Origin of the sequence: Spiroplasma endosymbiont of Lonchoptera lutea (genome assembly GCF_964019715.1) — a bacterium.
Lineage (GTDB): Bacteria > Bacillota_I > Bacilli_A > Mycoplasmatales > Nriv7 > Nriv7.
Genome location: NZ_OZ026463.1, coordinates 769,421 through 794,840 on the forward strand (window position 1 = coordinate 769,421; position 25,420 = coordinate 794,840).

General features: G+C 28.9%; 21 protein-coding genes, 2 pseudogenes and 1 riboswitch. Of the genes and pseudogenes, 7 read left to right on the plus strand and 16 right to left on the minus strand.

Annotation, left to right across the window (positions count from 1 at the left end):
* Positions 1-101: 101 nt before the first annotated feature.
* The 4 genes from whiA to hprK are packed head-to-tail and all read right to left on the minus strand — an operon-like array spanning position 102 to position 4,193.
* The gene (whiA, locus tag AACK97_RS04435; RefSeq protein ID WP_338966828.1) at positions 102-1,052 is read right to left on the minus strand and encodes a DNA-binding protein WhiA; all 951 of its coding nucleotides are present in this window, start codon (positions 1,050-1,052) and stop codon (positions 102-104) included.
* Positions 1,053-1,081: 29 nt separating this feature from the next.
* On the minus strand, positions 1,082-2,026 hold the full coding sequence (trxB, locus tag AACK97_RS04440) for a thioredoxin-disulfide reductase (protein ID WP_338966830.1): 945 nt from the start codon (positions 2,024-2,026) through the stop codon (positions 1,082-1,084).
* Positions 2,010-3,233, minus strand: coding sequence for a prolipoprotein diacylglyceryl transferase (locus tag AACK97_RS04445; protein WP_338966832.1), 1,224 nt, complete (start codon positions 3,231-3,233; stop codon positions 2,010-2,012). The genes trxB and AACK97_RS04445 overlap by 17 nt, the downstream gene beginning before the upstream one ends.
* Before the next feature lie 27 nt (positions 3,234-3,260).
* Positions 3,261-4,193, minus strand: coding sequence for an HPr(Ser) kinase/phosphatase (gene hprK / locus AACK97_RS04450; protein WP_338966834.1), 933 nt, complete (start codon positions 4,191-4,193; stop codon positions 3,261-3,263).
* Between the two features lie 233 nt (positions 4,194-4,426).
* Here hprK and AACK97_RS04455 point away from each other — a divergent pair.
* From AACK97_RS04455 to AACK97_RS04470, 4 genes and pseudogenes are all read left to right on the plus strand, one after another.
* A pseudogene (locus AACK97_RS04455) lies at positions 4,427-4,723 on the plus strand (helix-turn-helix domain-containing protein); the annotation flags it as partial.
* A gap of 244 nt (positions 4,724-4,967) precedes the next feature.
* Positions 4,968-6,079 (plus strand): IS3 family transposase gene (locus AACK97_RS04460; RefSeq protein WP_338966840.1). Its coding sequence is split into 2 segments (ribosomal slippage): positions 4,968-5,211 and positions 5,211-6,079, totalling 1,113 coding nucleotides; the frame shifts between segments, so codons are not numbered across the junction.
* Positions 6,051-6,971 carry an IS30 family transposase gene (locus AACK97_RS04465; protein ID WP_338966842.1) on the plus strand — a complete coding sequence of 307 codons (921 nt, stop codon included), beginning with the start codon at positions 6,051-6,053 and terminating at the stop codon, positions 6,969-6,971. Before AACK97_RS04460 ends, AACK97_RS04465 begins: the two co-directional genes overlap by 29 nt.
* A 32-nt stretch (positions 6,972-7,003) precedes the next feature.
* Positions 7,004-7,474, plus strand: a pseudogene (locus AACK97_RS04470) (IS30 family transposase); the annotation flags it as partial.
* A gap of 19 nt (positions 7,475-7,493) precedes the next feature.
* Here AACK97_RS04470 and AACK97_RS04475 read toward each other — a convergent pair.
* The 3 genes from AACK97_RS04475 to AACK97_RS04485 are packed head-to-tail and all read right to left on the minus strand — an operon-like array spanning position 7,494 to position 12,034.
* A complete protein-coding gene (locus tag AACK97_RS04475; protein ID WP_338966844.1) occupies positions 7,494-8,228 on the minus strand; it encodes a hypothetical protein in 735 nt (244 codons plus the stop codon).
* 10 nt (positions 8,229-8,238) lie between these two features.
* Complete coding sequence (gene uvrA, locus AACK97_RS04480) at positions 8,239-11,109, minus strand: excinuclease ABC subunit UvrA (protein ID WP_338966846.1); 2,871 nt, start codon at positions 11,107-11,109, stop codon at positions 8,239-8,241.
* A 31-nt stretch (positions 11,110-11,140) separates the two neighbouring features.
* On the minus strand, positions 11,141-12,034 hold the full coding sequence (locus AACK97_RS04485) for an energy-coupled thiamine transporter ThiT (RefSeq protein ID WP_338966848.1): 894 nt from the start codon (positions 12,032-12,034) through the stop codon (positions 11,141-11,143).
* A 39-nt stretch (positions 12,035-12,073) separates the two neighbouring features.
* Positions 12,074-12,163, minus strand: a riboswitch (TPP riboswitch).
* A 123-nt stretch (positions 12,164-12,286) separates the two neighbouring features.
* On the opposite strand from AACK97_RS04485, the gene coaE reads away from it, so the two are divergent.
* Positions 12,287-12,874, plus strand: a complete 588-nt coding sequence (coaE, locus tag AACK97_RS04490; protein ID WP_338966850.1) for a dephospho-CoA kinase — start codon at positions 12,287-12,289, stop codon at positions 12,872-12,874.
* A 2-nt stretch (positions 12,875-12,876) separates the two neighbouring features.
* On the opposite strand, the gene uvrB is transcribed toward coaE, so the two are convergent.
* From uvrB to AACK97_RS04510, 4 genes are all read right to left on the minus strand, one after another.
* Positions 12,877-14,841, minus strand: coding sequence for an excinuclease ABC subunit UvrB (uvrB, locus tag AACK97_RS04495; RefSeq protein ID WP_338966853.1), 1,965 nt, complete (start codon positions 14,839-14,841; stop codon positions 12,877-12,879).
* An 11-nt stretch (positions 14,842-14,852) separates the two neighbouring features.
* Positions 14,853-17,249: a preprotein translocase subunit SecA gene (gene secA, locus AACK97_RS04500; protein WP_338966854.1), complete on the minus strand. Its 2,397-nt coding sequence runs from the start codon at positions 17,247-17,249 to the stop codon at positions 14,853-14,855.
* Positions 17,250-17,377: 128 nt separating this feature from the next.
* On the minus strand, positions 17,378-18,601 hold the full coding sequence (locus AACK97_RS04505; RefSeq protein WP_338966856.1) for an acetate kinase: 1,224 nt from the start codon (positions 18,599-18,601) through the stop codon (positions 17,378-17,380).
* Between the two features lie 22 nt (positions 18,602-18,623).
* A complete protein-coding gene (locus tag AACK97_RS04510; protein WP_338966858.1) occupies positions 18,624-19,592 on the minus strand; it encodes a phosphotransacetylase in 969 nt (322 codons plus the stop codon).
* A gap of 90 nt (positions 19,593-19,682) precedes the next feature.
* Here AACK97_RS04510 and AACK97_RS04515 point away from each other — a divergent pair, with 90 nt between their 5' ends.
* Both AACK97_RS04515 and hpt read left to right on the plus strand, forming a co-directional pair.
* Positions 19,683-20,282, plus strand: a complete 600-nt coding sequence (locus AACK97_RS04515) for a YigZ family protein (protein ID WP_338966861.1) — start codon at positions 19,683-19,685, stop codon at positions 20,280-20,282.
* A 68-nt stretch (positions 20,283-20,350) separates the two neighbouring features.
* Entirely contained in the window at positions 20,351-20,914 is a 564-nt protein-coding gene (gene hpt / locus AACK97_RS04520) for a hypoxanthine phosphoribosyltransferase (protein WP_338966863.1), read from the plus strand.
* Positions 20,915-20,970: 56 nt separating this feature from the next.
* Here the strand turns inward: hpt and AACK97_RS04525 are convergent, their stop codons facing one another.
* Genes AACK97_RS04525 through atpA form a run of 5 tightly spaced genes read right to left on the minus strand, consistent with a single transcriptional unit; the run spans position 20,971 to position 25,417 of the window.
* Complete coding sequence (locus tag AACK97_RS04525; RefSeq protein ID WP_338966866.1) at positions 20,971-21,186, minus strand: hypothetical protein; 216 nt, start codon at positions 21,184-21,186, stop codon at positions 20,971-20,973.
* 23 nt (positions 21,187-21,209) lie between these two features.
* Positions 21,210-21,527: a F0F1 ATP synthase subunit epsilon gene (locus tag AACK97_RS04530; protein ID WP_338966869.1), complete on the minus strand. Its 318-nt coding sequence runs from the start codon at positions 21,525-21,527 to the stop codon at positions 21,210-21,212.
* Between the two features lie 4 nt (positions 21,528-21,531).
* Positions 21,532-22,950 carry a F0F1 ATP synthase subunit beta gene (gene atpD, locus AACK97_RS04535; protein WP_338966871.1) on the minus strand — a complete coding sequence of 473 codons (1,419 nt, stop codon included), beginning with the start codon at positions 22,948-22,950 and terminating at the stop codon, positions 21,532-21,534.
* Between the two features lie 14 nt (positions 22,951-22,964).
* Positions 22,965-23,801, minus strand: a complete 837-nt coding sequence (atpG, locus tag AACK97_RS04540) for an ATP synthase F1 subunit gamma (RefSeq protein ID WP_338966874.1) — start codon at positions 23,799-23,801, stop codon at positions 22,965-22,967.
* 5 nt (positions 23,802-23,806) lie between these two features.
* Entirely contained in the window at positions 23,807-25,417 is a 1,611-nt protein-coding gene (atpA, locus tag AACK97_RS04545) for a F0F1 ATP synthase subunit alpha (RefSeq protein WP_338966876.1), read from the minus strand.
* Positions 25,418-25,420: the final 3 nt, after the last annotated feature.

Genomic DNA, 25,420 nt, shown 5'->3' on the forward strand with positions numbered 1-25,420 from the left:
TATAAAAAATTAATAGCAAAACAAATTTTACTACTAAATTAATAACAATTTCTTTATATCACAAATTTATATATATTAATACAAAACATTTTATAAAATATTTAATTGTCATCAGAAGAAATACTTTTAAACAATAAATAACTATTTTTAATTTCGCGCATCATATGATTTATTCCTGATTTAGAAATCATACCATGATAAATATTTTCATATAAATTGCAAAGCTCACTCAACGAAGCTTCAGGATTATCTAACCGTAAATTAGCAATTTGTTGAGTTTTTAATGATAACTTTAAAAAATAATCATTCGCTTTTAAAAAATTAATCATCTTAATTTGTTCAATAGCCGCTTTATTAGTTTTTTGCTGATTAGAAATCTCAATATTTGTTAAACGATTAATACTATTATACATATCGCGTGAAATCCGTTCATTTTCAAACGATAATAGTGAAAGACTTGCATCAATTAATTTCAAAAAATCAGCAATTTCAGTTGATTTTTTTAAATAAATTAAAGGTTTTTTACGACGATAAATGCGTTTAAATTTAAAACCAAAACTATTTATTAGTAATTGTAACTTCCGAATAAATAAAATATCAATTCCTTGAATTTCTAAATGATAATTACTAATCCTTGGCGAATTAACACTACCAGTAGCAATAAATGCTCCCGCAATAAATGCTCTTTTTGATATTTCACTCGTTAATCTTTCAAAATTAACAACTAATTCATTTCGTTTAATATCATAACTAATATCTTTATCATTAATGATTAAAGAAACAATATGTGAAAGGTCTAACTTATATACAATAGTTTTAATTCCCATTGTCAAAATTTCTGGATAATAATTATAAATTTCAGCAATTAATTTTTTAACAAAAATAGCAACAGTTTTATTAGAACATTCAAAAATTAATTGCTTACTATTAAATATTGCTAACGATTTTATTAATCCCAATAAAATAGCTTGCTTTGCTGGATGACTAAATTCCTTTTTCATAATTTCTTGCTTAACAATTTTAGAAAAAGACATCACTATTAATCACTCCATTCATAAAACTGCTATTAATTAAGCATCAATTACAATTTCAATTGATCTAAATATTTTATTGCTTCTTGAGCAGCAATCGCACCATCACCAACAGCAGTAGCAATTTGTCTTAAAACTGTCTGACGAACATCACCAATCGCAAATATTCCCAAAACACTAGTATGCATTATTTCATTAGTAATAATATAACCATTTTCATCACAAATTTTCAAGTCTTTAACAAAATTAGAAATTGGTGTTGAACCAATATAAGGAAAAATTGCACTAGTATCAATTACTTGTTGCTCTTTTGTCGCAGTATGTTCAATAACAACTTGTTCAAGAGAATTTTTACCAATAACTTCCTTAACAACATAATTTAACAGTCATTCAATTTTATTATTATTTTGAGCAATTGTTAATGCTCCTTTCGAAGCCCGAAATTCATTTCGGCGATGCACTAAATATAACTTTCTAGCAAACTTAGTTAAATATACCGCTTCTTCAATAGCAGAATCACCCCCACCAACAACAACAATATCCTTATTACGAAAAAATGCCCCATCACAAACCGCACAGTAAGAAACTCCGTGACCATATAATCTCTTAGCACCATCCACCAATAACTCATTTTCAACCGTTCCCGTAGCAATAATAACCGCTTTAGTAAGCCATATTTTACCATTTTCACCAGTAATAATCTTATTATTACCGTCGGTTGCAATTTCAATATTCATTACCTTAGTAGCTTCATATTCAGCGCCTAATTTTCTAACTTGCCCATCCATTGCTAATGACAAGTCAGGTCCTAATATTTTATCAAAACCCGGATAATTTTCAATATCATAAGTTTTTACCATTTTCCCTCCGGGAGGACCTTCGTTAATAAGAAGTACTTTCAACTCCGCCCGACACGCATAAATCGCACTAGTAAATCCACCCGGACCCGCACCAATAATAATTAAATCATAATCAGTATTAATATTGTTTTTCATATAATCACCTAATTTGTCTTCATTTACGAACGCTAATAACTTGTGCAAAAATTATCAAAATAATTCCAGTAATAACACCTAGCCCTAAAAATATATAAGTACCCACATAATCATAAGGAAATAAAATATCACTTTCATCACGAAACATTTCCAAAATAATTCGCACCATACTATACATAACTACATAACTTCCAGTTTGAACACCAACTCGCGTCATTCAATATTTATCCGGATTAGCATTTTTTTCTAAAGGTTTACCATCTTGAGTTCATAATTGTTTAATTCTTATTCATTGATTTTTAAATCATCGTTCCATAAGTCTAAAAAATGGATTATTAGCTTTTAAATGCGGTTCTGGATATTTTCTTACTACCGTTAACTTTTTTGTTTTACTCGGAGTTTGTTCAAAATAAGCTTGATTTCAACAATTTAACTTTCAAAGACGACGATAATAAATTTTTTTAAACGGTGTTGCCCAATTTTTTTCACTTTCCAATAATTCCACATCTTTTTCTCAAAGCGGAATAAATTTTTTAGGATATTTCTTTCAAGGTTTAACACTATTTCACATACCAATTTTAGGAATAACAAAAGTAATTAGTACCCAAGAAAATAAATTAATTAATGATTCATACAAAAACAAAGGGTGACGAACAATCCCAATTCCTTCAACTGGACTACCATCCGCATTAGCTTTTCTTAAATTTTCTAATAATCAATCAGGTAATCAATCTAATGAAGTCGTTATCTGTCCTAAAAGTTCATGATTAAAAAAATTACCTCAACGACCAATAACTTGCCCTAATAAAATATTTGGAATAATGGCATCAGCAAATATTCATAACGATATTTCATATTTTTTAGAATAATGCCGAAATCAAAAATAACCAACAATAACACCAGCAATAACACCACCATGAACTGCTAATCCCGGTTCTCAAATCATAAAATAACCTCAAAACCCATACTGATCAATAATAGGACTATTAATTTTCCCAATAATTGAAGAACCAAAAATTGCACTCGGAACAGTTAAAAAAATACTTCATTCAAATGGTTCAGTTGGAATCTCGCGGCGTTTTAATTTAATCCAAGAAGCTAAAATCGAAACAATTATTCCTAAAAGAATAAAAAGCGGATAAAATCTTAAAATACCATTAGTCCCTGGAATTTCATTAGGTACTCAATTTGAATATATATTCATCATTTTTACTTTTACACTTAAACCTTTCTCTTATGTTTTAAGTTCACTATCAATTCGGTTAATAAATAACTCAGAACTATTTATACCTTCATTATGCAACTTAATATTAATAACAGCTGCTTCAATTAATTCCGAAATATTTCTTCCTAAAGTTACAGGAATCGTAATCGCTGGAATTTTAATACCAAAAATTTCTTCTCTATCAATTTCTGTTTGCACACGATTTAAATTAGCAAAATACTCACTATCAGCCAATTTTAAATTAACAATAATATCAATATCAGTAACTTCCAAAGTTGTTCTTGAACCATACATCTTCGTTAAATTTAAAATCCCAATGCCTCTAATTTCAATATGATGCTTTAACTTTTCATCACTACGACCAATAACTTTATTAACATATCTTTGCAAAACAATCCCATCATCACCAACAAACAAATGTCCTTTTTTAACTAATTCTAAAGTATTTTCTGATTTTCCAATTCCACTATCACCTTTAATTAAAACTCCCAAACCATAAATATTAATTAACGATGCATGAACCATTTCCATTGGTGCTAAACGATTATCAATGTAACTAACAATAATATTATAAAAATCATTAGAAGAATAATTAGCCTCAATAACAGGAAAATTTATCTCTTTAGCATATTCTACTAATACCGGTTCATTAAAACGAATACTAGTAAAAATCGCTGGAACATCTTGATTAATAAGTTTCTCATAACGAGCCTTGCGCTCTGTTGCTGGTAACTTATTAATGTATTCATTCTCTTTACCACCTAATAAAACAATCCGATGCTTACGACTAGTTTCATCAGAAATAAAACCTGCTAATTCTAATCCTGCACGATTAATGCCCCCAATTTCAATTTCTCGTTCCAGCACTTGTTCATCACCAGACAATAATGATAAATTAAATTTTTCCACAACTTCTCGTAAAGTTAATACTTTTTTATTCATAATAACATCACCTATCATTTCATATAATTTAATGTTTTCTATTAAATATAATATCACAAAATTGATAAAGAACACACCCAAATAACTACGATATCAAATTCTCCTAAATTAAAAAATGCATCTCTTTAAGATGCATTCATATTTTATTCCTGAAATGTAAAATTAAAAAGGACACTTATATAAAAAACAAATTGTGTTAATTCTATAATTAAGAAAAGAAAGGAATTAGCACAATGTATAAGTATCTGACTATTGAATCAATAATAGCAATAAAAGAATATAAAAGTTATGGATTTTCTATTCGTAAAATAGCAAAAGCAATTGATTATAGTAAATCAACTGTACACAGAGTTTGTAAATTATTAAATCAAAACTTATTACCATTAGAAATATTGAATCAAGTTCAAAAAAATAAACAAAATGCAGGTAGAAAATTAATAATTTTAACTTTAACAGAAATTAATACTATCAATCATTTGTTAATTACTAAAAATTATGCTCTTGATATAATTGCTGATTTTTTAAAGAAACCTGAAATGTAAAATTAAAAAGGACACTTATATAAAAAACAAATTGTGTTAATTCTATAATTAAGAAAAGAAAGGAATTAGCACAATGTATAAGTATCTGACTATTGAATCAATAATAGCAATAAAAGAATATAAAAGTTATGGATTTTCTATTCGTAAAATAGCAAAAGTGGATAGGCTACAATAAGTTGGACCATAATTATTATATAGACTTCAAAATTATTAAGAAAGAAGGAATATAAAAATGGGAAATAAAACCTCATACTCTGAAGAATTTAAAAAACAAATTGTAATGCTATACAAAAATGACAAAAGTGTTATTAATTTAGGGAAAGAATATAATTTACCAAAACCAACTATTTATAGTTGAATTAAAAATTATAATAATTCTGGGTCATTTAAAGCAAAAGATAATCGCACTGTCGAAGAAAATGAATTAATTTACTTGCGAAAAGAAAACCAACAATTACGAATGGAAAATGACATTTTAAAGCAAGCAGCACTGATAATCGGGAAAAAATAACAATAATTAATAACAACAAAAATAAATATTCAGTGAGGAAAATATGTAAGATTTTAGGTTTACTAAAATCAACATATTATTATCAAACTAATAAATGCACCAAGTTTGATGTTAATAATTATGAACAAGAAGTTATCAGTGCATTTAATAAAAGTCGCAAGATTTATGGTGCTCGTAAAATTAAAGCTGTTTTAATAATAAAAAATATCATTTTATCACGACGAAAAATCCGATTCATTATGATCAAAAATAATTTGGTTTCTAAATACACCAAGTTAAAATATTGTAATCATAAAAAAACAGTTAATAATGACGAAATTAATAATGTTTTAAATCGTCAATTTAATGACAAAAAACCAAATGAAGTTGTTGTTAGTGATTTAACATATGTTCAAGTTGGCACTAAATGACATTATATTTGTTTATTAATTGACTTGTTTAATCGCGAAGTAATTGGCTATAGTGCTGGGCCAAATAAAACTGCTGAATTAGTTCAACAAGCTTTTCACAAGATAACACGACCATTAAATAAAATAACTTTATTTCATACTGATCGTGGTAATGAGTTTAAAAATAAAATTATTGATGAAATTTTAATAACCTTTAAAATTAAAAGATCATTAAGCTCCAAAGGATGCCCATATGATAATGCTGTTGCTGAAGCAACTTACAAAACCTTTAAAACCGAATTTATTAACGGTAAAAAATTTGCAAACTTAACACAACTAAAATGCGAACTATTTGATTTTGTTAATTGATATAACAATATTCGAATTCATGGCAGTTTAAATTATTTAACTCCCGTTGAATTTAGAAAATACCAGTCTACATAAAAAGTGTCCTAAAAAGGGTTGCCAATCCAAAGCAATTGATTATAGTAAATCAACTGTACACAGAGTTTGTAAATTATTAAATCAAAACTTATTACCATTAGAAATATTGAATCAAGTTCAAAAAAATAAACAAAATGCAGGTAGAAAATTAATAATTTTAACTTTAACAGAAATTAATACTATCAATCATTTGTTAATTACTAAAAATTATGCTCTTGATATAATTGCTGATTTTTTAAAGAAAAATAAAATAAAAAATATTTCAACAAAAACTTTATATAACATGTTTAAAACAAATCGAATGGGTTTTGATGAAAAAAATTTATTGAGAAAAGGCAAAAATAAACCTCATAAACAAAAAGAAACTAGGAGCAGAATTAATAATTGTAAATCTATTCATGAAAGAAATTTAATCATTCCAAATATTAAAAATATACAAGAATTTGGCCATTTAGAGGGAGATACTATCGTTGGTAAAGATCATAAAAGTTCTATTATTACTTTAGCTGATATATGATCAAAAACCACAATTCCTTTGAAAACTAAAAATCATAAAGCAGAAAGTATTACACAAAGTATAATAAAATTTATTTCAAAATTAATACCAGGAACAATTAAAACTATTACTTTTGATCGTGGTAAAGAATTTAGTAAATGAAAATTAATTGAAAAAAATTGTAATGTTAAAATTTATTTTGCAGATGCCGGCAAACCTTGTCAAAGAGGTTTAAATGAGAACAATAATGGTATTTTAAGAAGATATTTACCAAAATCTACTGATTTATCTTCATATAAACAAAAAGACTTAAATTCTATAGCATTTCAAATTAATTCTACACCCAGAAAATCATTATCTTATAAAAGACCAATAGATTTAATACAATTATTTTAAAAAACTGTCCCATTTATATTTACAATTCAGGAAATATTAAAAATATACAAGAATTTGGCCATTTAGAGGGAGATACTATCGTTGGTAAAGATCATAAAAGTTCTATTATTACTTTAGCTGATATATGATCAAAAACCACAATTCCTTTGAAAACTAAAAATCATAAAGCAGAAAGTATTACACAAAGTATAATAAAATTTATTTCAAAATTAATACCAGGAACAATTAAAACTATTACTTTTGATCGTGGTAAAGAATTTAGTAAATGAAAATTAATTGAAAAAAATTGTAATGTTAAAATTTATTTTGCAGATGCCGGCAAACCTTGTCAAAGAGGTTTAAATGAGAACAATAATGGTATTTTAAGAAGATATTTACCAAAATCTACTGATTTATCTTCATATAAACAAAAAGACTTAAATTCTATAGCATTTCAAATTAATTCTACACCCAGAAAATCATTATCTTATAAAAGACCAATAGATTTAATACAATTATTTTAAAAAACTGTCCCATTTATATTTACAATTCAGGATTAGTAAAATTAACCATTACCGTTTTTTCACTTCTAACTCGGCTTTGTTCAGAATCTTTTGCTTTGGCAATTAACCTAACACCAATATTAATAAGTAAACCAGCATTAGGCGCCGGAATGACTTTATCTTTTAAAGCAAATGATAAATCTGTAAAATCAAGACTTTGAATTGAAGCAATTAATTCTTGAACTTTTGATGCAATTAAAGTCGTAATATTACTTCCACGAATAACTAACTCCGAAATCGTAATCTCCTTTAATGAAACCTCATTAAGTGCTTTTTGCGCTGCTAATAACTCTGGATTTTCAATTTCAAACACAAATTTTACTTTCCGACTAACAGTAATTTGTTGTGGCTTTGTTCCAATAGTTTTACCAATTAAAAGCACAAAAAATTCTTTAAATTCAATATCTTTCTCAACAACAAAAACATCATCACTAATTATTTTATCAGCATCTAAAATAATTCGTAAATCAGTTACTTTATCAAGCGGAGCTTCAATGACATTATCAATTAATAAATTATCAATGACTTGTTCTTTAATATCTTGATTTTCTTTAACTAACCCCAAATCAATCTCATTTAAAACAACATTTTCCAATGCTTTAGTTGCTTCAGCAACATCACCAGTTTCATCACTAGCACTATTACAAGCCACAATAACTACAACTGGTGATATTGTTAAACAAATGATTATTGCTATTTTCAAACGAATTTTCATTAATAGTCACCTACTTTATATTTAATTTAATATTATCATTAATTTGATAAACTTTTCTTAAATATTCAGCCGTATATGAATTTTTATTACTATTAATTACTTGCTCTGGTGTTCCTGTAACAATTACTTCCCCACCATACTTCCCACCATTAGGTCCTAAGTCAATAATGTAATCACCTAACTTAATAACATCTAAATTATGTTCAATAACAAGAACAGTATCACCATTATTAACAATACGGCTAAGAACTGACAATAATCTTTTAACATCATCAATATGTAATCCTGTTGTTGGTTCATCTAAAATAAATAGTGTTTTTCCAGTTGCTCTTTTTTGTAAGTAAGTCGCTAATTTAACTCTTTGCGCTTCCCCACCAGATAATTGAGTTGTTGGTTGTCCTAACTTAATATATCCCATACCAACATCAAGTAAGGTTTGCAATTTAACATTAATTTTTGGAATATTTGCAAAAAACACTTGCGCTTCAATAACTGACATATTTAAAACATCATAAATATTTTTCCCTTTATATTTAACTTGTAAAGTTTCATCATTATAGCGCATTCCTTCACATATTTCACAAGTAACAAAAACATCTGGTAAAAAATGCATCGCAATTTTAATAATTCCTGCTCCCTGACAGCGTTCACATCTGCCACCACGAACATTAAAAGAAAACCTTCCTTTAAGATAACCTTGAGTTTTAGCTAATGGCGCCGCAGCAAATAAATCACGAATATCATCAAAAACTGAAGTATAAGTTGCTGGATTACTATGCGGTGTCCTTCCAATCGGTTCTTGCGAAATATTAACAACTTTATCAATATTATCCATTCCCTTAATATTTTGATGTTTACCCGGACGATTAACCTTTTGTCCTAAATTTCGTAACAGATTTTTATATAACACTTCATTTACTAAAGTTGATTTTCCACTGCCAGAAACCCCTGTAACAACAATAAGTTTTCCTAAAGGAATAGTAACATCAATATTTTTTAAATTATTTTCTCTTGCTCCAATAATAATAATTTTCTTGCCATTGCCACTTCGGCGCTTTTTTGGAATTGTAATCGTTTCTTGATGTGATAAATATCTCCCTGTAATTGACTTTTCATTAGCGATAATATCTGCCATTGTTCCCACAGCAATAATTTCGCCACCAAATTTACCAGCTTTAGGACCAATGTCAACAAGCCAATCAGCTTGATGCATCATATCTTCATCATGTTCAACAACAATAACGGTATTTCCTAAATCTCGTAACGATTTTAAAGTTTTAATTAAGCGGTCATTATCTTTCTGATGTAAACCAATTGAAGGTTCATCTAATACATATAATACTCCTGTCAATTTTGAACCAATTTGCGTTGCTAAACGAATTCGTTGCGCTTCGCCACCAGATAATGATTGGGCTGGTCTTGATAAATTTAAATATCGTAAACCAACATCATTTAAAAAACTTAAACGATTTACTAATTCATTAATAACTAACTTAGCAATTTCTTGTTGTTGTTCTGATAATTTCAAACTAAGAATATAATCCAAACTTTCATCAATATCTAAATTAGTAAATTCATTAATATTTATCGTTCCTACTTTAACACATAATGCTTTAGGATTTAGTCGTGCCCCTTTACAAGACCAACAAGTTTTATCACTCATAAATTTCCGATAATATTCACGACGCATTTCATTAACAGTTTCAACAAAGCGTCGTTCAATAATACTAGCAACACCTTCAATATAGTCATAACTTTTATAAGTATTATTATTACTAGATACTAAAGTATAATTTAATTGTTCATCACTACCATACATTAAATAATTAATTTGTTCATCACTAAGATTTTTAATTGGTTGATCTAAATCAATACCATATTCTTTACAAATAATTTTTAATTTCTGTCATTCTAAAGTATCACCACCAATAAAATTTTTATAAAATTCAATCCCACCTTGATTAATTGAAAGATTACGATTAGGAAATAATAAATCTTCATCAACTTCCAAGCGAATCCCAATACCTTTACATTCAGAACAAGCCCCCATTGGCGCATTAAAAGAAAATAAACGGGGTTCTAACTCCGGAATGGTAAAATTACACTGATTACACGCATGATTTTGCGAAAATAATAATTGTTCTTTACTATTAACAAGAACAACTTTTGCTAATCCTTTACTATATTTTAATGATTTTTCTAAACTATCATGAATATTAGATCAAACATTATCATCATCACTTAATTTAATGCGATCAACAACAATATCAATATTATGCCGTTTATTTTTATCTAATTGAATATCATCATCTAACGAATAAGCGTGGTTATTAACTTTAACCCGTAAAAATCCTTCATGTCGTAAAGTTAAAAACAACTCATAATGCGTCCCCTTTTTATCAATAACTACTGGCGACAAAATTTCAATGCGTTCTTCCGTTGTTATTTGTTTTAATCGTTTAATCATTTCCTTAATTGTCATTGCTTTAATTAAACCATGACCATTAATACAGTATGGTAGCCCCACACGAGCATATAATAATCGTAAATAATCATATATTTCCGTCACCGTGCCCACAGTACTACGAGGATTATTACTAGTGGTTTTTTGATCAATAGAAATTGCTGGTGATAATCCTTCAATAGAATCAACATCAGGTTTTTCACTATTACCTAAAAATTGTCGGGCATAAGCCGACAGTGACTCCATATATCTTCTTTGTCCTTCAGCATAAATCGTATTAAAGGCTAATGATGACTTTCCACTACCAGAAACGCCAGTAAAAACAATTAATTTATTTTTAGGAATTGTTAAATCAACATTTTTTAAATTATGTTCTCTAGCTCCTTTAACAATAATATATTTTGTTGCATCATCCATCAAATCACCTCCAATATTTAATTAGCAAATGCTAATTAATTTGATCATTATATTTTTCTTTTCACGGCATTAATACTCTAAATAATAACGGCAATGATAATATCATTAAAGGATACACAAAAATAAAAACATAAATTAAATTATATATTAATGCATAACCTCAAATACTAAAACCATCTCACGCATAATTACCAAAATATAATACTCCCGATAATACATTGCATATATATATAATAATATAAATAACTGTTATTATAAAGGAAATTTTAATGTTAGCATTAAACCGCTTTTTAAAATTAATATTCACTATTCCTATTAAAGAAGGCATAATCATAGGAATAAAATAATCTAGTAAATATTGTCAAGGATTAATAATTGCTCCTTGGGGAATAATAATTAACGAAATTAAAGCACTAATACCACCGGTTACAATTCCGTGTCAAAAACTAGTAACGAAAGCAATTAAAAATACGGGTCAATATTTTAAACCAATACTGCCCCCCATTGGTAATTTAGGAAAAAATATCATCAGATAATCAAAAATTAATGATAAACTAACAAAAAAAGCGATTAATACTAAATCAAATGTTTTTCAATGGTAAATTTTAAAGCATTGTTTTTTAATCACTTTAAAATCAACATTAGATTTTATTATTTTTTGCCAACTTAATAACCAAATTAATATTAAACTAGCAACTAAAAATAATAATAAAATCACAATAACTGCAATTTTAATAAATAAGACAATTTTATTATTAATTAATTGTGTATTCCTAACATTAGAAGAAAAAATGCTTAAAAATTTTTCTTCCGAACTTATCGTTATCAAAATTATTACTCCGACAATTAAGAAACAAAAAATTCCATTAATTAACATTAAAATTCAACGATAAATTTGATTAGTCTTATTTACTTCTTGCATCATTTTTTAACCTCCTTAATGATAGCAAGAAATCTAATATACTTTAAAATATACAAGACTTCTTCCACTAGTATTACCTAGTTCAAGTTCCAAGAGTATCTCTCAGGCAAAATGCCACCTCTGTCTTATATCAATTGATATATCCATATATATTATTATAGTGAATTTACGATAAAATATAAAGTACTATTATATTTCCATAAAATCAATTATAATGTAAATTGTAAAGTTAAAAATTAAACTAAGGAGAACAAAATGCTAATTATTGCCATCACAGGAAAAATCGGTAGCGGAAAAAGTATTGTTAGTAAATATTTGCAAAAAAAAGGTGCCTATTGTGTTGATATGGACATTCTAAGTCAAGAAGTAAGAACCCTTCCCAAAGTAATAAAAACCATCAAAAAACGCTTTGGAAGTGTTGCGTTTACTGATAATGAATTAGACACTAAAAAACTCCGAGCAATCATTTTTAATGACTCCAAAGAACGCCTAAAACTTAATAACATTATGTGACCACTACTAAAAAAAAGTCTCCAACAACAAATTAAAAATTACAGTGATAAGACATTAATTATTGTTGAAGCCGCAGTCATCTTACAAGCCAAATGAAACAAACTCGTTAATAAAATTATTTTTGTTAATAGCGATTGAGAAACCCGTGTTAAACGAATTATTGAACGCGATAACCTTACTGTTGAAGAAATTATGAAGATTAGTCAACAACAAGATGATTACGAAACTTATAAAGATGTTATTGATTATCAAATCATCAATAATGACTCCACAAAAGAACTTTATCGGCAAGTTGATGAAATCTTTGAAAAAGAACAATGAAATATTTAATCTTATTCGGTTTCCAATTCCAAAATTAAATCTCGTAACTGTGCCGCTCGTTCAAACTGTAAATCTTTTGCTGCGACTAACATTTCCTTTCGCAAATCATTAATGATTTGCGTTTTTGTTGCAACATAATCTTTAGACTTTCTTTTATTAACAATATTAAATTCTTGTAATAATTTATTAGCAAATAACGAATCATCAATCTTTTTCTTTATTGTTTGAGGAATAATATTATGTTCTTTATTATAAGCAATTTGCACATTTCTTCGGCGTAGCGTTTCAGCCATCGCCTTTTGCATTGCATCCGATATTGTATCAGCATACATAATAACATTACCATTAACATTTCTTGCTGCCCGACCAATAGTTTGAATTAATGACCGCGCATCGCGTAAAAATCCTTGCTTATTAGCTTCTAAAATACAAATTAACGAAACTTCAGGAATATCTAAGCCTTCGCGTAATAAATTAATCCCTACCACAGCGTCATAAACCCCTTTTCTTAGTTCTAATAAAATCTTTGAACGATCCAGAGTTTTTAATTCACTATGCAAATATGCTACTTTAATATTTCGCTCTTGCAAATAAGTAGTTAAATCTTCGGCTTGTCGAATTGTTAAAGTGGTAATTAATACTCTTTCACAATTTTCTTTTCGCACTAAAATATTTTCAATAATATCATCAATCTGATTCATTGTTGGTTTAACAACAATCGTTGGATCCACTAAACCTGTCGGACGAATAATTTGTTCCGTCACTTGATAATTAACTTGATTTAATTCAAAATCACCAGGAGTTGCTGATGTATATATCACCGTTTTTAATTTATTCATAAATTCTGTAAAATTTAATGGCCGATTATCTAAGGCACTCGGTAAACGAAAACCATAATTAACTAATGTTTGTTTTCTACTCCGATCAGTATTAAACATTCCTCTAACTTGTGGTAAAGAAATATGGGATTCATCAATAATAGTTACAAAATCATCACCAAAATAATCAATTAAAGTATATGGTGGCACATCTTTATCTCTTAAATCTAAATGTCGTGAATAGTTTTCAATACCACTACAAATACCAAACTCTTGCAATGCTTCTAAATCATGATTAGTTCTTTGTTCAATCCTTTGATACTCCAATAATTGATTATTAGCCTTTAAAACTTCTAAATATTTTATTAATTCTGCTTCAATTCTAGTAATTGCCTTTGCTAATCTTTCTTTAGAAGTAATATAGTCCTGAGCAGGAAAAATTGTAAAAGATTGATATCTTTCAATTACTTTACCAGTTAAAACATCAATCTTAGCAATTTCATTAATATCATCATCAAATAAATCAATGCGTAAATAAAATTCATCCGTTCAACCCGGTGCTAACTTAATAACATCACCTTTTGCCGTAAACATTCCCGGACGAATTTCTAAATCATTACGAGTGTAACCAGAATTAACAAGAAAATATAATAATGCTTTTCTTTCAACTTTTTGACCATTACGAATTTCAAAAAAAGATTTTTTATATTCGTCAGGGTCTTGTGCACCATAAATCGCAGCAACTGATGCTACAACAATAACATCCTTTCTAGTAACTAAAGCATTCATCGCACTTAACCGCATCATTTCAATATCACTATTAGATTTTGCTGTCTTATCAATATATGTATCCGTTTTTGGCATATATGCTTCTGGTTGATAAAAATCAAAGTTAGAAACAAAATATTCTACCCGATTTTCAGGAAACATGCCTTTTAATTCACCATATAATTGCATTGCCAAGGTTTTATTATGTGACAAAATTAAAGTTGGTTTATTAATTTTAGCAATAACATTAGCAATCGTATAAGTTTTTCCCGTACCCGTTGCTCCTAATAATACTTGAAATTGTTGATTTTCTTTTATTCCTTGGATTAAACTCGCAATTGCTTTTGGTTGATCACCTGCTGGCTTAAAATCAGCAACTAATTTAAACATAAAAATTTTTCCTAACCACCTTGCTTTGCCTTTGTCCTCTCAATAGCCTCCATTACCTCATCGGATATACCATCATCAATATCAGAACCAATTTCTAAACTACATAAACTAATAACTACTTGATGAGCAATATTAATTCGCATCCGATTAAATAATTGAGCTGATTCATCAATATATGCATGTAATGGATTTGACTGTCCATAGCTTCGTAAATAAATTCCCGTTCTTAATTTACTAGCACCATCAATATGTTCTGTCCAATGATGATCAAAAGCTTGTAAAATAATTTGATTTTCAATTTTTCATAATATCACTTCTGGAATATTTTCAATAGTTTTCTCATAGTGATTAAAAATTACCCGACTAATTGCTAAAACAGCATCATGCCGTGTCATTGATCGTAATTCTTTAGTATCTAATTCATGATTACTATTAATTAACTTTGTTTCTAAACTTTTTACTAAACTAACAAAATCAATCATAATTTCTTTATTAATCTCTTTTGTAAAAATATCCAATAAATCACCACTAACAGTAAAAATCATTCTTTCAACTAATGGAGCATAAACCTTAGTTTGCAAAATTGCATCCCGTTGTTCATACATTACTTCTCTTTGCTGAGCTAAAATATTATCATAATCCAACAAATTCTTTCTAGTATCAAAGTTTAATCCTTCAACTTTTTTCTGAGCATTAGTAATACTTCGTGATAACAATTTTGATTGAATATGGTCATCGCCTAAACGACTAAATAATCCTTGTAATTTTTTACTACCAAAACGAAGCATTAATTCATCCTCTACTGAAAGATAAAATCGTGAATAACCCGGATCTCCTTGACGCCCCGATCTACCCCGTAACTGATTATCAATTCTTCTCGCTTCATTTCGTTCCGTACCTAAAACAGCCAAACCACCTAAAGCAATAACACCAGCACCTAACTTAATATCAGTACCTCTTCCTGCCATATTCGTAGCAATTGTAACAGCACCAATTTGTCCCGCACCAGCAATAATTTCTGCTTCTTGAACATGATTTCGTGCATTCAAAACATTATGAGCTATTTTAGCTTCTTTTAAAATATTTGATACTTCCTCAGATGTTGTAATTGATGCTGTTCCAATTAATATTGGTTGCCCTTTGGTATGTCGTTCTTTAACTTCTTTAAGTAAAGCCTTATATTTAGAACTTTGTGATGCAAAAACTAAATCCGTATCATCTTTTCTCACGATTGGAAGATTAGTAGGAATTTCCATTACTCGCATATTATAAATCTTAATAAACTCTTCTTCTTCCGTTTTTGCTGTTCCTGTCATCCCACTCAATTTATTATATAAGCGAAAGAAATTTTGATAAGTAATTGTTGCCAGCGTTGTTGTTTCATGTTCAATAGTAACTGCTTCTTTAGCTTGTAAAGCTTGTTGTAAACCATCACTATAAGCTCTTCCTGGCATTAATCGCCCCGTAAATTGATCAACTAAAATTATTTCATCATTTTGAGCAACATATTCAATCCCATTCGTAAAAACATGAACAGCTTTTAAAGCATTTAAAATATGATGAAATAATTCTGATTGCTCCAAACTAAACAAGTTTTTAACACCAAAATGTTTTTCTGCCTTTTTAACACCAGATATTGTTAAAGCTGCCTGCTTAGTTTCTAAATCAATTTTAATATCTGCCTTTTTATCCAAACTTTTAGCAAACCGGTCAGCATTTTCATATAAAGGTTCACGACTTTTAGAACCACCAGAAATAATTAACGGTGTTCTTGATTCATCAATTAAAACTGAATCCGCCTCATCAACAATTGCAAAATTCAACCCGCGTTGGACTTTTTCATCATAAGTATGTACCATATTATCTCTTAAATAATCAAATCCTAATTCCGAGTTAGTAGTATATGTAACATCACACAAATAAGCTTTTCGCTTTTGGTCATTACTTAAATCTCTTAAATTAACACCAACTGTTAAACCTAAAAATTCTAACACCGCTCCATTAATTTCAGCATCACGCTGTGCTAAATATTCATTAACAGTAACAATATGAACGCCCTTACCAAGTAAAGCATTCAAATACATTGGCATAATCGCTGTTAAAGTTTTTCCTTCCCCAGTTCGCATTTCCGCAACATCACCATTATGTAAAACAATACCGCCTTCTAACTGAACAGCAAAAGCATGTAATCCCGAAACTCTTCTCGTTGCTTCACGCGCCACAGCAAAAGCTTCAATTAAAATATCATCTATAGTGGCACCCGCTTCCAATCGCTTTTTAAATTCATTAGTTTTATTTTTTAAACTATCAGCAGATAATTCTTGCATTTCTAAATCTAGATTTAAAATTTCTTGAACATCAGCTCTAATGCTTTTTAAAACACTTTTATATTTATTAAAAAACTTCATATATATCGCTCCAGTTTCTAATTTCTCGCCTATAACATTATTAATTTTATCATACTTTAAAATACTAATAAAATCTTTAATAAACAAAAAAACTGATTAATTTCAGTTTTTTTATAAAACATGTTAATTTAATTAATATTATTTAATAACCGATATGTCTCTTCACAAATCATTAATTCCTCATTAGTTCGAATCGCATAAATCGCCACCGAACTCAAATCATTAGATATTTGTAAATAATCATCATATGATTGGTTATTCTTACCACGATTATAATCTAATGGCATAGTTTTAATATTTTTAATAATCATTTCGCGAATTAAAGCACTATTTTCACCAACACCAGCCGTAAAAACAATCGCATCAACCTTATTATCCAAATCATTTTGATACTGAGTAATATAATCAACAACTCTTTTAGCATATAATTCCAAGGTAAATTGTGCTTGACTATTACCATCCTTAGCAGCCTGACTAACTTCTCTCGTATCAGAAGAAATTTGACTAACTCCCAATAAACCAGATTCATTATTTAGTTTATTAACAACACCAACAATATCTAAATTTAATTGTTCAGCAATATATTGATGAATCGCTGGATCAATATCACCACTACGAGAACCCATCATTAATCCTGCTAAGGGTGTAAATCCCATTGATGTATTATATGATTTCCCATTTTTAATTGCACAAATACTAGCACCATTTCCTAAATGATAAACAATCGCATTAATATTACTAACCGGTTTATTAATAATCAAACTTAGTTTATTAATAATATAATGATAACTAATACCATGAAATCCATACCTTCGAACATTATAATCAGTATATCAATTATATGGTACGGGATAAATATAATTTATTTTTGGCATTGTGGTATGAAATGTTGTATCAAAAACAGCAATATGCGGACAGTTAGCAACCGCTTGAAATGCTTTTAAAGCACTTAACCCCGCAGGATTATGTAACGGTGCCAACTTAATATTTTCGGCAATTATCTTTGTAATGTCATCATTAACAAAGACACTTTCTTTGATTTTTTCACCGCCATGAACAATGCGATGCCCCACAGCAATAATTTCATTAAAATTTTGAATCACATTTTGTGATTTTAAAAGTTCTAAAATAACTTCTGCGGCCACATTATGATTTGATAACGGGGTATCACTAACAAATTCATTATTATTATATTTAATCGTCGTTTTACCATCAACAAAAATTCTTTCTGCTAATCCCTTACAAATTGGATTAAATTCTTTATTTGTTGTTATTTCATATAACTGAAACTTAATTGAACTTGAACCAGCATTAATAACTAAAATTTTTTTCTTTAAATTAGATAGCATCATTTTATTTCCTTTCATTAATATTTTAAATTGATCTTCAAGCTGTTAAAATGGCTGTCAAATAAATATCTTCCACTGTTGACCCGCGTGATAAATCACTAACAACTTGATTTAAACCTAAAATCATTGGTCCAACAGCATGATATTGCCCTAATCGTTCAGCAATTTTATAACCAATATTACCAGCATCTAAATTAGGAAATACAAAAATATCCGCACTACCTTTCATCTTTGAATAAGGCATTTTTTTCATTCGTACTTCTTCTAACAAAGCACTATCAAACTGCATCTCACCCTCAATTAAAGCATCTAAATTTTCTTTTTGTAATATCTTTGTTGCTTCTTGAACTTTAATAACCGAATCACTACTAGCACTATTAGCAGTAGAAAAAGATAACATTGCTACTTGTGGCGATGTTATGCCCAATTTATGAGCTAAATTAATTGCTGATTTTGTAATACTTACTAATTGTTCAGTAGTTGGGTCAATATTTAAAGAAATATCAGTAAATACATACCGTTGATTATCTTTAACTAGTAAATTAGCACTTGATGCAATTCCTACATCTTTTGTCGTTTTAATAATTTGTAATGCTGGGACTAAAATATTTTTTGTTGCATACTCAATCCCCCCTAACAAACAATCAGCATTATTATTCTTTAATTGCATTGTTGCAAAATAGTTAGTTTCTTGAACTAATTCTTGAGCTTTTTCTAAAGTAATTTTATTTTTACGCATTGTAAACAACTGTTGGGCTAATTCATCAGTTAAACTATCATCAATCGCAATCGTTTTAATACCTGCTCCTAACAAACTTTTAGGAATATCTATCTTATTTTCAAAACATAAAATTGGTTCAATATAATTATCACTTTTTAATTTGAGTGCTACTTCTTGAATTTTTGAATTAGTACCCTCAGGAAAAATTAACCGACGTTTATTATCCAATGATTGTAATTCGATTTTCGCTTTTTCTAATAATTCTTGTAACATCTCTAGTCTCCTCTATATGTATTTTCCACTATTAATGCTATCATAACACTAAACAAAATAAAAATTAAAACGAAATAACGGTGAAAAACAATGAAAGTTATTGATGATGCTCTTCACAAAATTGAATATACAATTAAAAATTCGCGTTTTATTTGTCTTATTAAATATGTTACCACCGAAAAAGACGCCCGACAATTCATTAATCAATATTTAGACCCCAAAGCGACACATAATTGTTATTGCTATATTACCAATAATAATGAAATCCAAAAATATGATGACGATAAAGAACCAATCAGAACCGCAGGATTTGCAATGCTTACTTATTTACAAAAACAAAATATTACTAATATCGTTGTTTTAAACATTCGCTATTTTGGAAAAATCCTTTTAGGAAAATCACGATTAATTCACGCCTATAAATTTGGATTACAAAAATTATTTTTAAACCTTAAACTATATCCACTAGAAATAATTTATGAATATACAATTTCTTTCCCATACGAACATCAAAAACTAATTAATAAAATTATTAAAGAACATCAAGGCAATATTATTAAACAATTATATAGTGAAGTAATTATGATTACTTTTACTAGTAATAAAAATACTTGACAGCACCTATTACCTAATAATACAAAATTTGCTAAGCAAACAATTATTCAAAAAAGAAAATTAAAAAATGATTAAAAAAACTACTAAAATAAACAAAAAAACGGTAAAATATTAACATATCTAAAAAAATAAGGAGCTTATTAATGGAAAAACATCCTGCGGTTAAAGAAATTTTATTTACCCATCAACAAATAATTGAACGAACTAAAGCGTTAGCATTAGAAATTAGTAAATACTATCAAGCTAACGACTCAACAATTATTATTTTAGGAATTCTTAAAGGATGTATTCCGTTTTTAGCTGAATTTATTAGTCACTTAACAATTGAATGTGAAATTGACTTTATGACGATTGCTTCTTTCCACGGTGGAACCGAAGCTAGTAGCACACCGCAAATTATTATGGACATTAACCAAGATATTACTAATCGTGATATTTTAATTATTGAAGATATCATTGAAAGTGGTGCCAGTTTACTAACCATCAAAGAATATTTATTTCTAAAAGGAGCTAAAACCGTAAAAATGGTAACATTATTAGACAAAACTAAAGGAAGAAAGGTAGAACTTAACGCTGATTGAACCGGTTTTAAAGCCCCCCAAGAATTTCTTATTGGTTATGGTCTTGATTATCAAGAAAAACTCCGTAACTTACCTTATGTTGCCATTGCTGATATGGAAAAAATAGCCCTCCTAGAAAAACAATAATTTCTCTAAACAAAAATACCTAACATTATACAATGTTAGGTATTTTAATTAAATTATTACTTTATTCACAATTCAATCCCTAGAAAAGCAATAAACAAACTACCCACCAAATATGTTAACGCCAAGGTAACAAGAAAATAAAATAGCAACGCCTCACGAGGTTTTTTAGGATTCAAAATGCTATTTCATAATACAGCACTAGTTCCCAAACTAGAAAACAAAAAAGCAATTAAATAAATCGCAATTTTAATTAAATGAATTGATAACGCCATATCCACAAATAAACTCCCTTCTACTAAAAATTAGTCATCTTAGTATGCCGATCTTTTGCTAACTGTAATAAATGATCTTTCGCTTTATCATCATATTCAATATAATCAGTTAAAATTTTAACTTCTTTCTTTGTTGAATATAATATTCCCGAAGAAATAAGTAACTTATAAGTTTTTTTATGTTGTTTAACAAACATTTGTGCTATTTCTAAATTAGCAACAATAGGAATATGTTGTTCTAAAATTCCGATATAACCTTCAGTAGTTTTAACAGTTACAATTTCAACAACATCATCAAAGAAAATTCCTAATGGTGTTATAATTTTTAGTTTTATCGCCATTACTTTAACCCTCTGCTAATTCTTTAGCCTTAGCAATCGCTTCTTCAATGCTACCAACAAACAAAAACGCTTGTTCTGGTAATTTATCATGTTTACCAGCTAATATTTCTTTAAAACCTTGAATCGTTTTTGCTATCGGAACATAACTACCTTTCATTCCCGTAAATTTTTCAGCAACCGAAAATGACTGGGATAAAAAATTTCGAATCTTTCTAGCACGATTAACAAGCAATTTATCTTCATCTGATAATTCTTCCATTCCCAAAATTGCAATAATATCTTGTAATTCTTTAAATCTTTGTAAAATTTGTTGCACTTTTCTAGCAACTTGATAATGTTCTTGACCAACAACTTCTGGATCTAATAATCGCGAAGAAGAACTTAAAGGGTCAATCGCTGGATAAATCCCTAAAGCCGCAATACTACGATCTAATACCGTTCTAGCATCTAAATGACTAAAAGTAGTTGCTGGCGCCGGATCGGTTAAATCATCAGCGGGAACATAAATTGCTTGTACCGATGTAATTGAACCTTTCTTTGTTGAAGTAATTCTTTCTTGTAAAGCTCCCATTTCTGTTGCTAAAGTTGGCTGATAACCTACTGCTGAAGGCATTCTTCCTAATAAAGCCGAAACTTCACTTCCAGCTTGTGTAAAACGAAAAATATTATCAATAAACAATAACACATCTTGATTTTGCTCATCACGAAAATACTCAGCCATTGTTAATCCTGTTAATGCCACGCGCATTCTAGCACCCGGAGGTTCATTCATTTGTCCAAAAACTAATGCCGTTTTATTAATAACATTAGCTTCAATCATTTCATAATATAAATCATTCCCTTCACGAGTTCGTTCACCAACACCAGCAAAAACAGAAATTCCACCATGTTCTTTAGCAATGTTATTAATTAATTCTTGCACCAAAACCGTTTTACCAACACCAGCTCCACCAAAAAGACCAATCTTACCACCACGAGCATATGGAACTAACAAATCAATTACTTTTATTCCCGTCTCTAAAATTTCCGCTGTTGTGCTTTGTTCTTCATAACTCGGAGCAACACGATGAATTGGCATTCTTCGGGTTCCTTTGGGAATTATTGAACCATCTAACGGTTCACCTAAAACATTAAAAATTTTTCCTAAAGTTTCTTTTCCTACGGGAACCATAATTGCTTTTCCAGTATCAATCGCTTTTAAACCTCTAGTTAATCCTTCTGTTGGTCCCATTGAAATTGTTCTCACAATATCATCGCCTAATGCTTGCATTACTTCAACAACTAACTTTTCACCATTATTATCAATTTCCACAGCATTATACAAATTAGGTAAATTGTTATGCGAAAAACGAATATCAATAACTGGTCCTAAAATTTGAATAACTTTACCTTCATTATGCTTTTGTTTTTCAACTTTTTTCATAATTATCTCCTTTCCTAATTTGTACTATCAGCCGCTGCAATAATTTCCGCAATCTCTTGCGTTATTTTAGCTTGACGAGAACGATTATATTGCAATGTTAAATTATCTTTCAACTCATTAGCATTATTAGTAGCATTTTCCATTGCTAACCTTCTTGATGCTTGTTCCGATACTTGCGATTCACTAATGGCACTATAAATAATAGTATTTAAATATAATAAAATTGTTGTTTCTAATACCGTTTGCGCATCCGGTTCAAACTCAAACAATGAATTTTGCTGAGTATTAATTTTAGCAATTGGTAACAACTGCAATACTGTTGGTTGAAACGAAATACTATTAATAAATTTTGTATAAACTAATTTAATCCGTTCAATTTCTTTATTATTAAACATACTTAAAACTTGAAAGCCAATTTCTTGTGCTTGATGATATTCAAAATTTAAATCTAAATTAGAATAACTACTAATGACATTATAATCACGATTTTGATAATAACTAATCCCTTTCGCACCAATTACAATTAATAAATCACTTTTTTTAATTTCTGGGATGACTAATTTATGAATATTATAGTTATAACCAGCACAAAGACCAATATTAGAATTAATAATAATTCATACTGTTCGAAAATGGGAACCAGCATCTTTTTGTAAATATATAGAATCATTAGTATTACTAATAATATGATGAAAAACATCATACATTTCTTCACTATAAGGTCTAATCTCTTGAATTCTTTTACTAGCTTTTTTCAATTTTGCTGTTGATACTAATTGTAAAGCACGAGAAATTTTACCAATCGTATTAATTGTTTGAATACGATTTTTAATCCGAAAATCTTGTGGCATAACTATTAATGACGACCTTTTTTAACTTTAATTTTACCTTGAATCAATAACAATTCTCATTGTTCTTTTGTCCCATAACTCGTAATTTCATATTTATCAATTTTACTAACTAAATGATAAACTACTTTAATAATTTCCGTATCAACTTTACTTTTTAACTCTTTAGAAAAGGTTTTAACTTTTTTTAATTCCTGATATATCTTATGAGCTTCTTTATTATTTTTAAAATAAGTAATAATATTTTCTTTAAACAATAAAATCTTATCTAAAGGAATTCATTGAATTCTTCGTAAATTAATTGCTAATAATAAAATTGCTTGATTAGTTTGTGATAATGGATTATATTGCGTTTGTTTTAAAATATCAATCGCTCGTTGTCCATGTTCTAAAACTCTTTTTGTCATCTCATCTAAGTCCGAACCAAATTGGGCAAAAGCTTGCAATTCATTATATTGTGCTAATTCTAACTTTAATGTTCCCGCAACCTGCTTAATGGCCTTAATTTGCGCAGCACTACCAACTCGCGAAACTGAAAGTCCAAGATCAACAGCGGGACGAATCCCCGCATTAAATAATTGACTAGTTAAAAAAATTTGACCATCCGTAATAGAAATAACATTTGTCGGAATATAAGCTGAAATATCACCAGCTTGCGTTTCAATAATTGGTAACGCTGTAATTGAACCATTACCATTATCTTTATTTAATCTTGCTGCTCGTTCTAACAATCGTGAATGCAAGTAAAAAACATCACCGGGATATGCTTCTCGCCCTGGTGGTCTTCGTAACAACAAGGCCATTGTCCGATATGCAACCGCATGCTTACTTAAATCATCATAAACAATTAAAACATCTTTCCCTTGTTCCATTCATTCCTCAGCAATAGTAATACCCGTATATGGTGCTAAATATTGTAATGGTGCTAATTCACTGGCTCCAGCAGCAACAATCGTCGTATAACTCATTGCTCCCGTTTGTTTTAATCGTTCCACAATTTGGGCAACAGTAGAAGATTTTTGACCAATGGCAACATAAACACAATTAACATCTTTCCCTTTTTGATTCAAAATCGTATCAATCGCAATGGCGGTTTTACCAGTTTGGCGATCACCAATAATTAATTCTCGTTGTCCTTTACCAATAGGAATCATCGCATCAATTGCTAAAATACCTGTTTGTAATGATTCATCAACTGATTGTCGCGTCATAACCCCCGGAGCAATTCTTTCAACAGGGCGTTTCTTTTTACTTTTAATCGCACCTTTACCATCAATCGGTTGTCCTAAGGCATTAACAACTCTTCCTAGTAACTCATCACCAACAACAGTTTCAACAACTTGTTTCGTGCGTTTAACAGCATCGCCTTCCTTAATATAAGTATCATCACCCATTAAAACAACACCGACAGCATCTTCTTCTAAGTTTAAAACCATTCCATAAACATCATTATCAAAAAGTAATAATTCACCCAGCATCGCTTTATCTAAACCATGAAGCACAGCAATTCCATCACCGACGCTAATAACACTCCCTTCTTCACTTAATTCCATCTTTTTACCATAATGTTTAATTTGACTTTTAATTACATCAGCAATTTCATTTACCTTAAATGACATCAA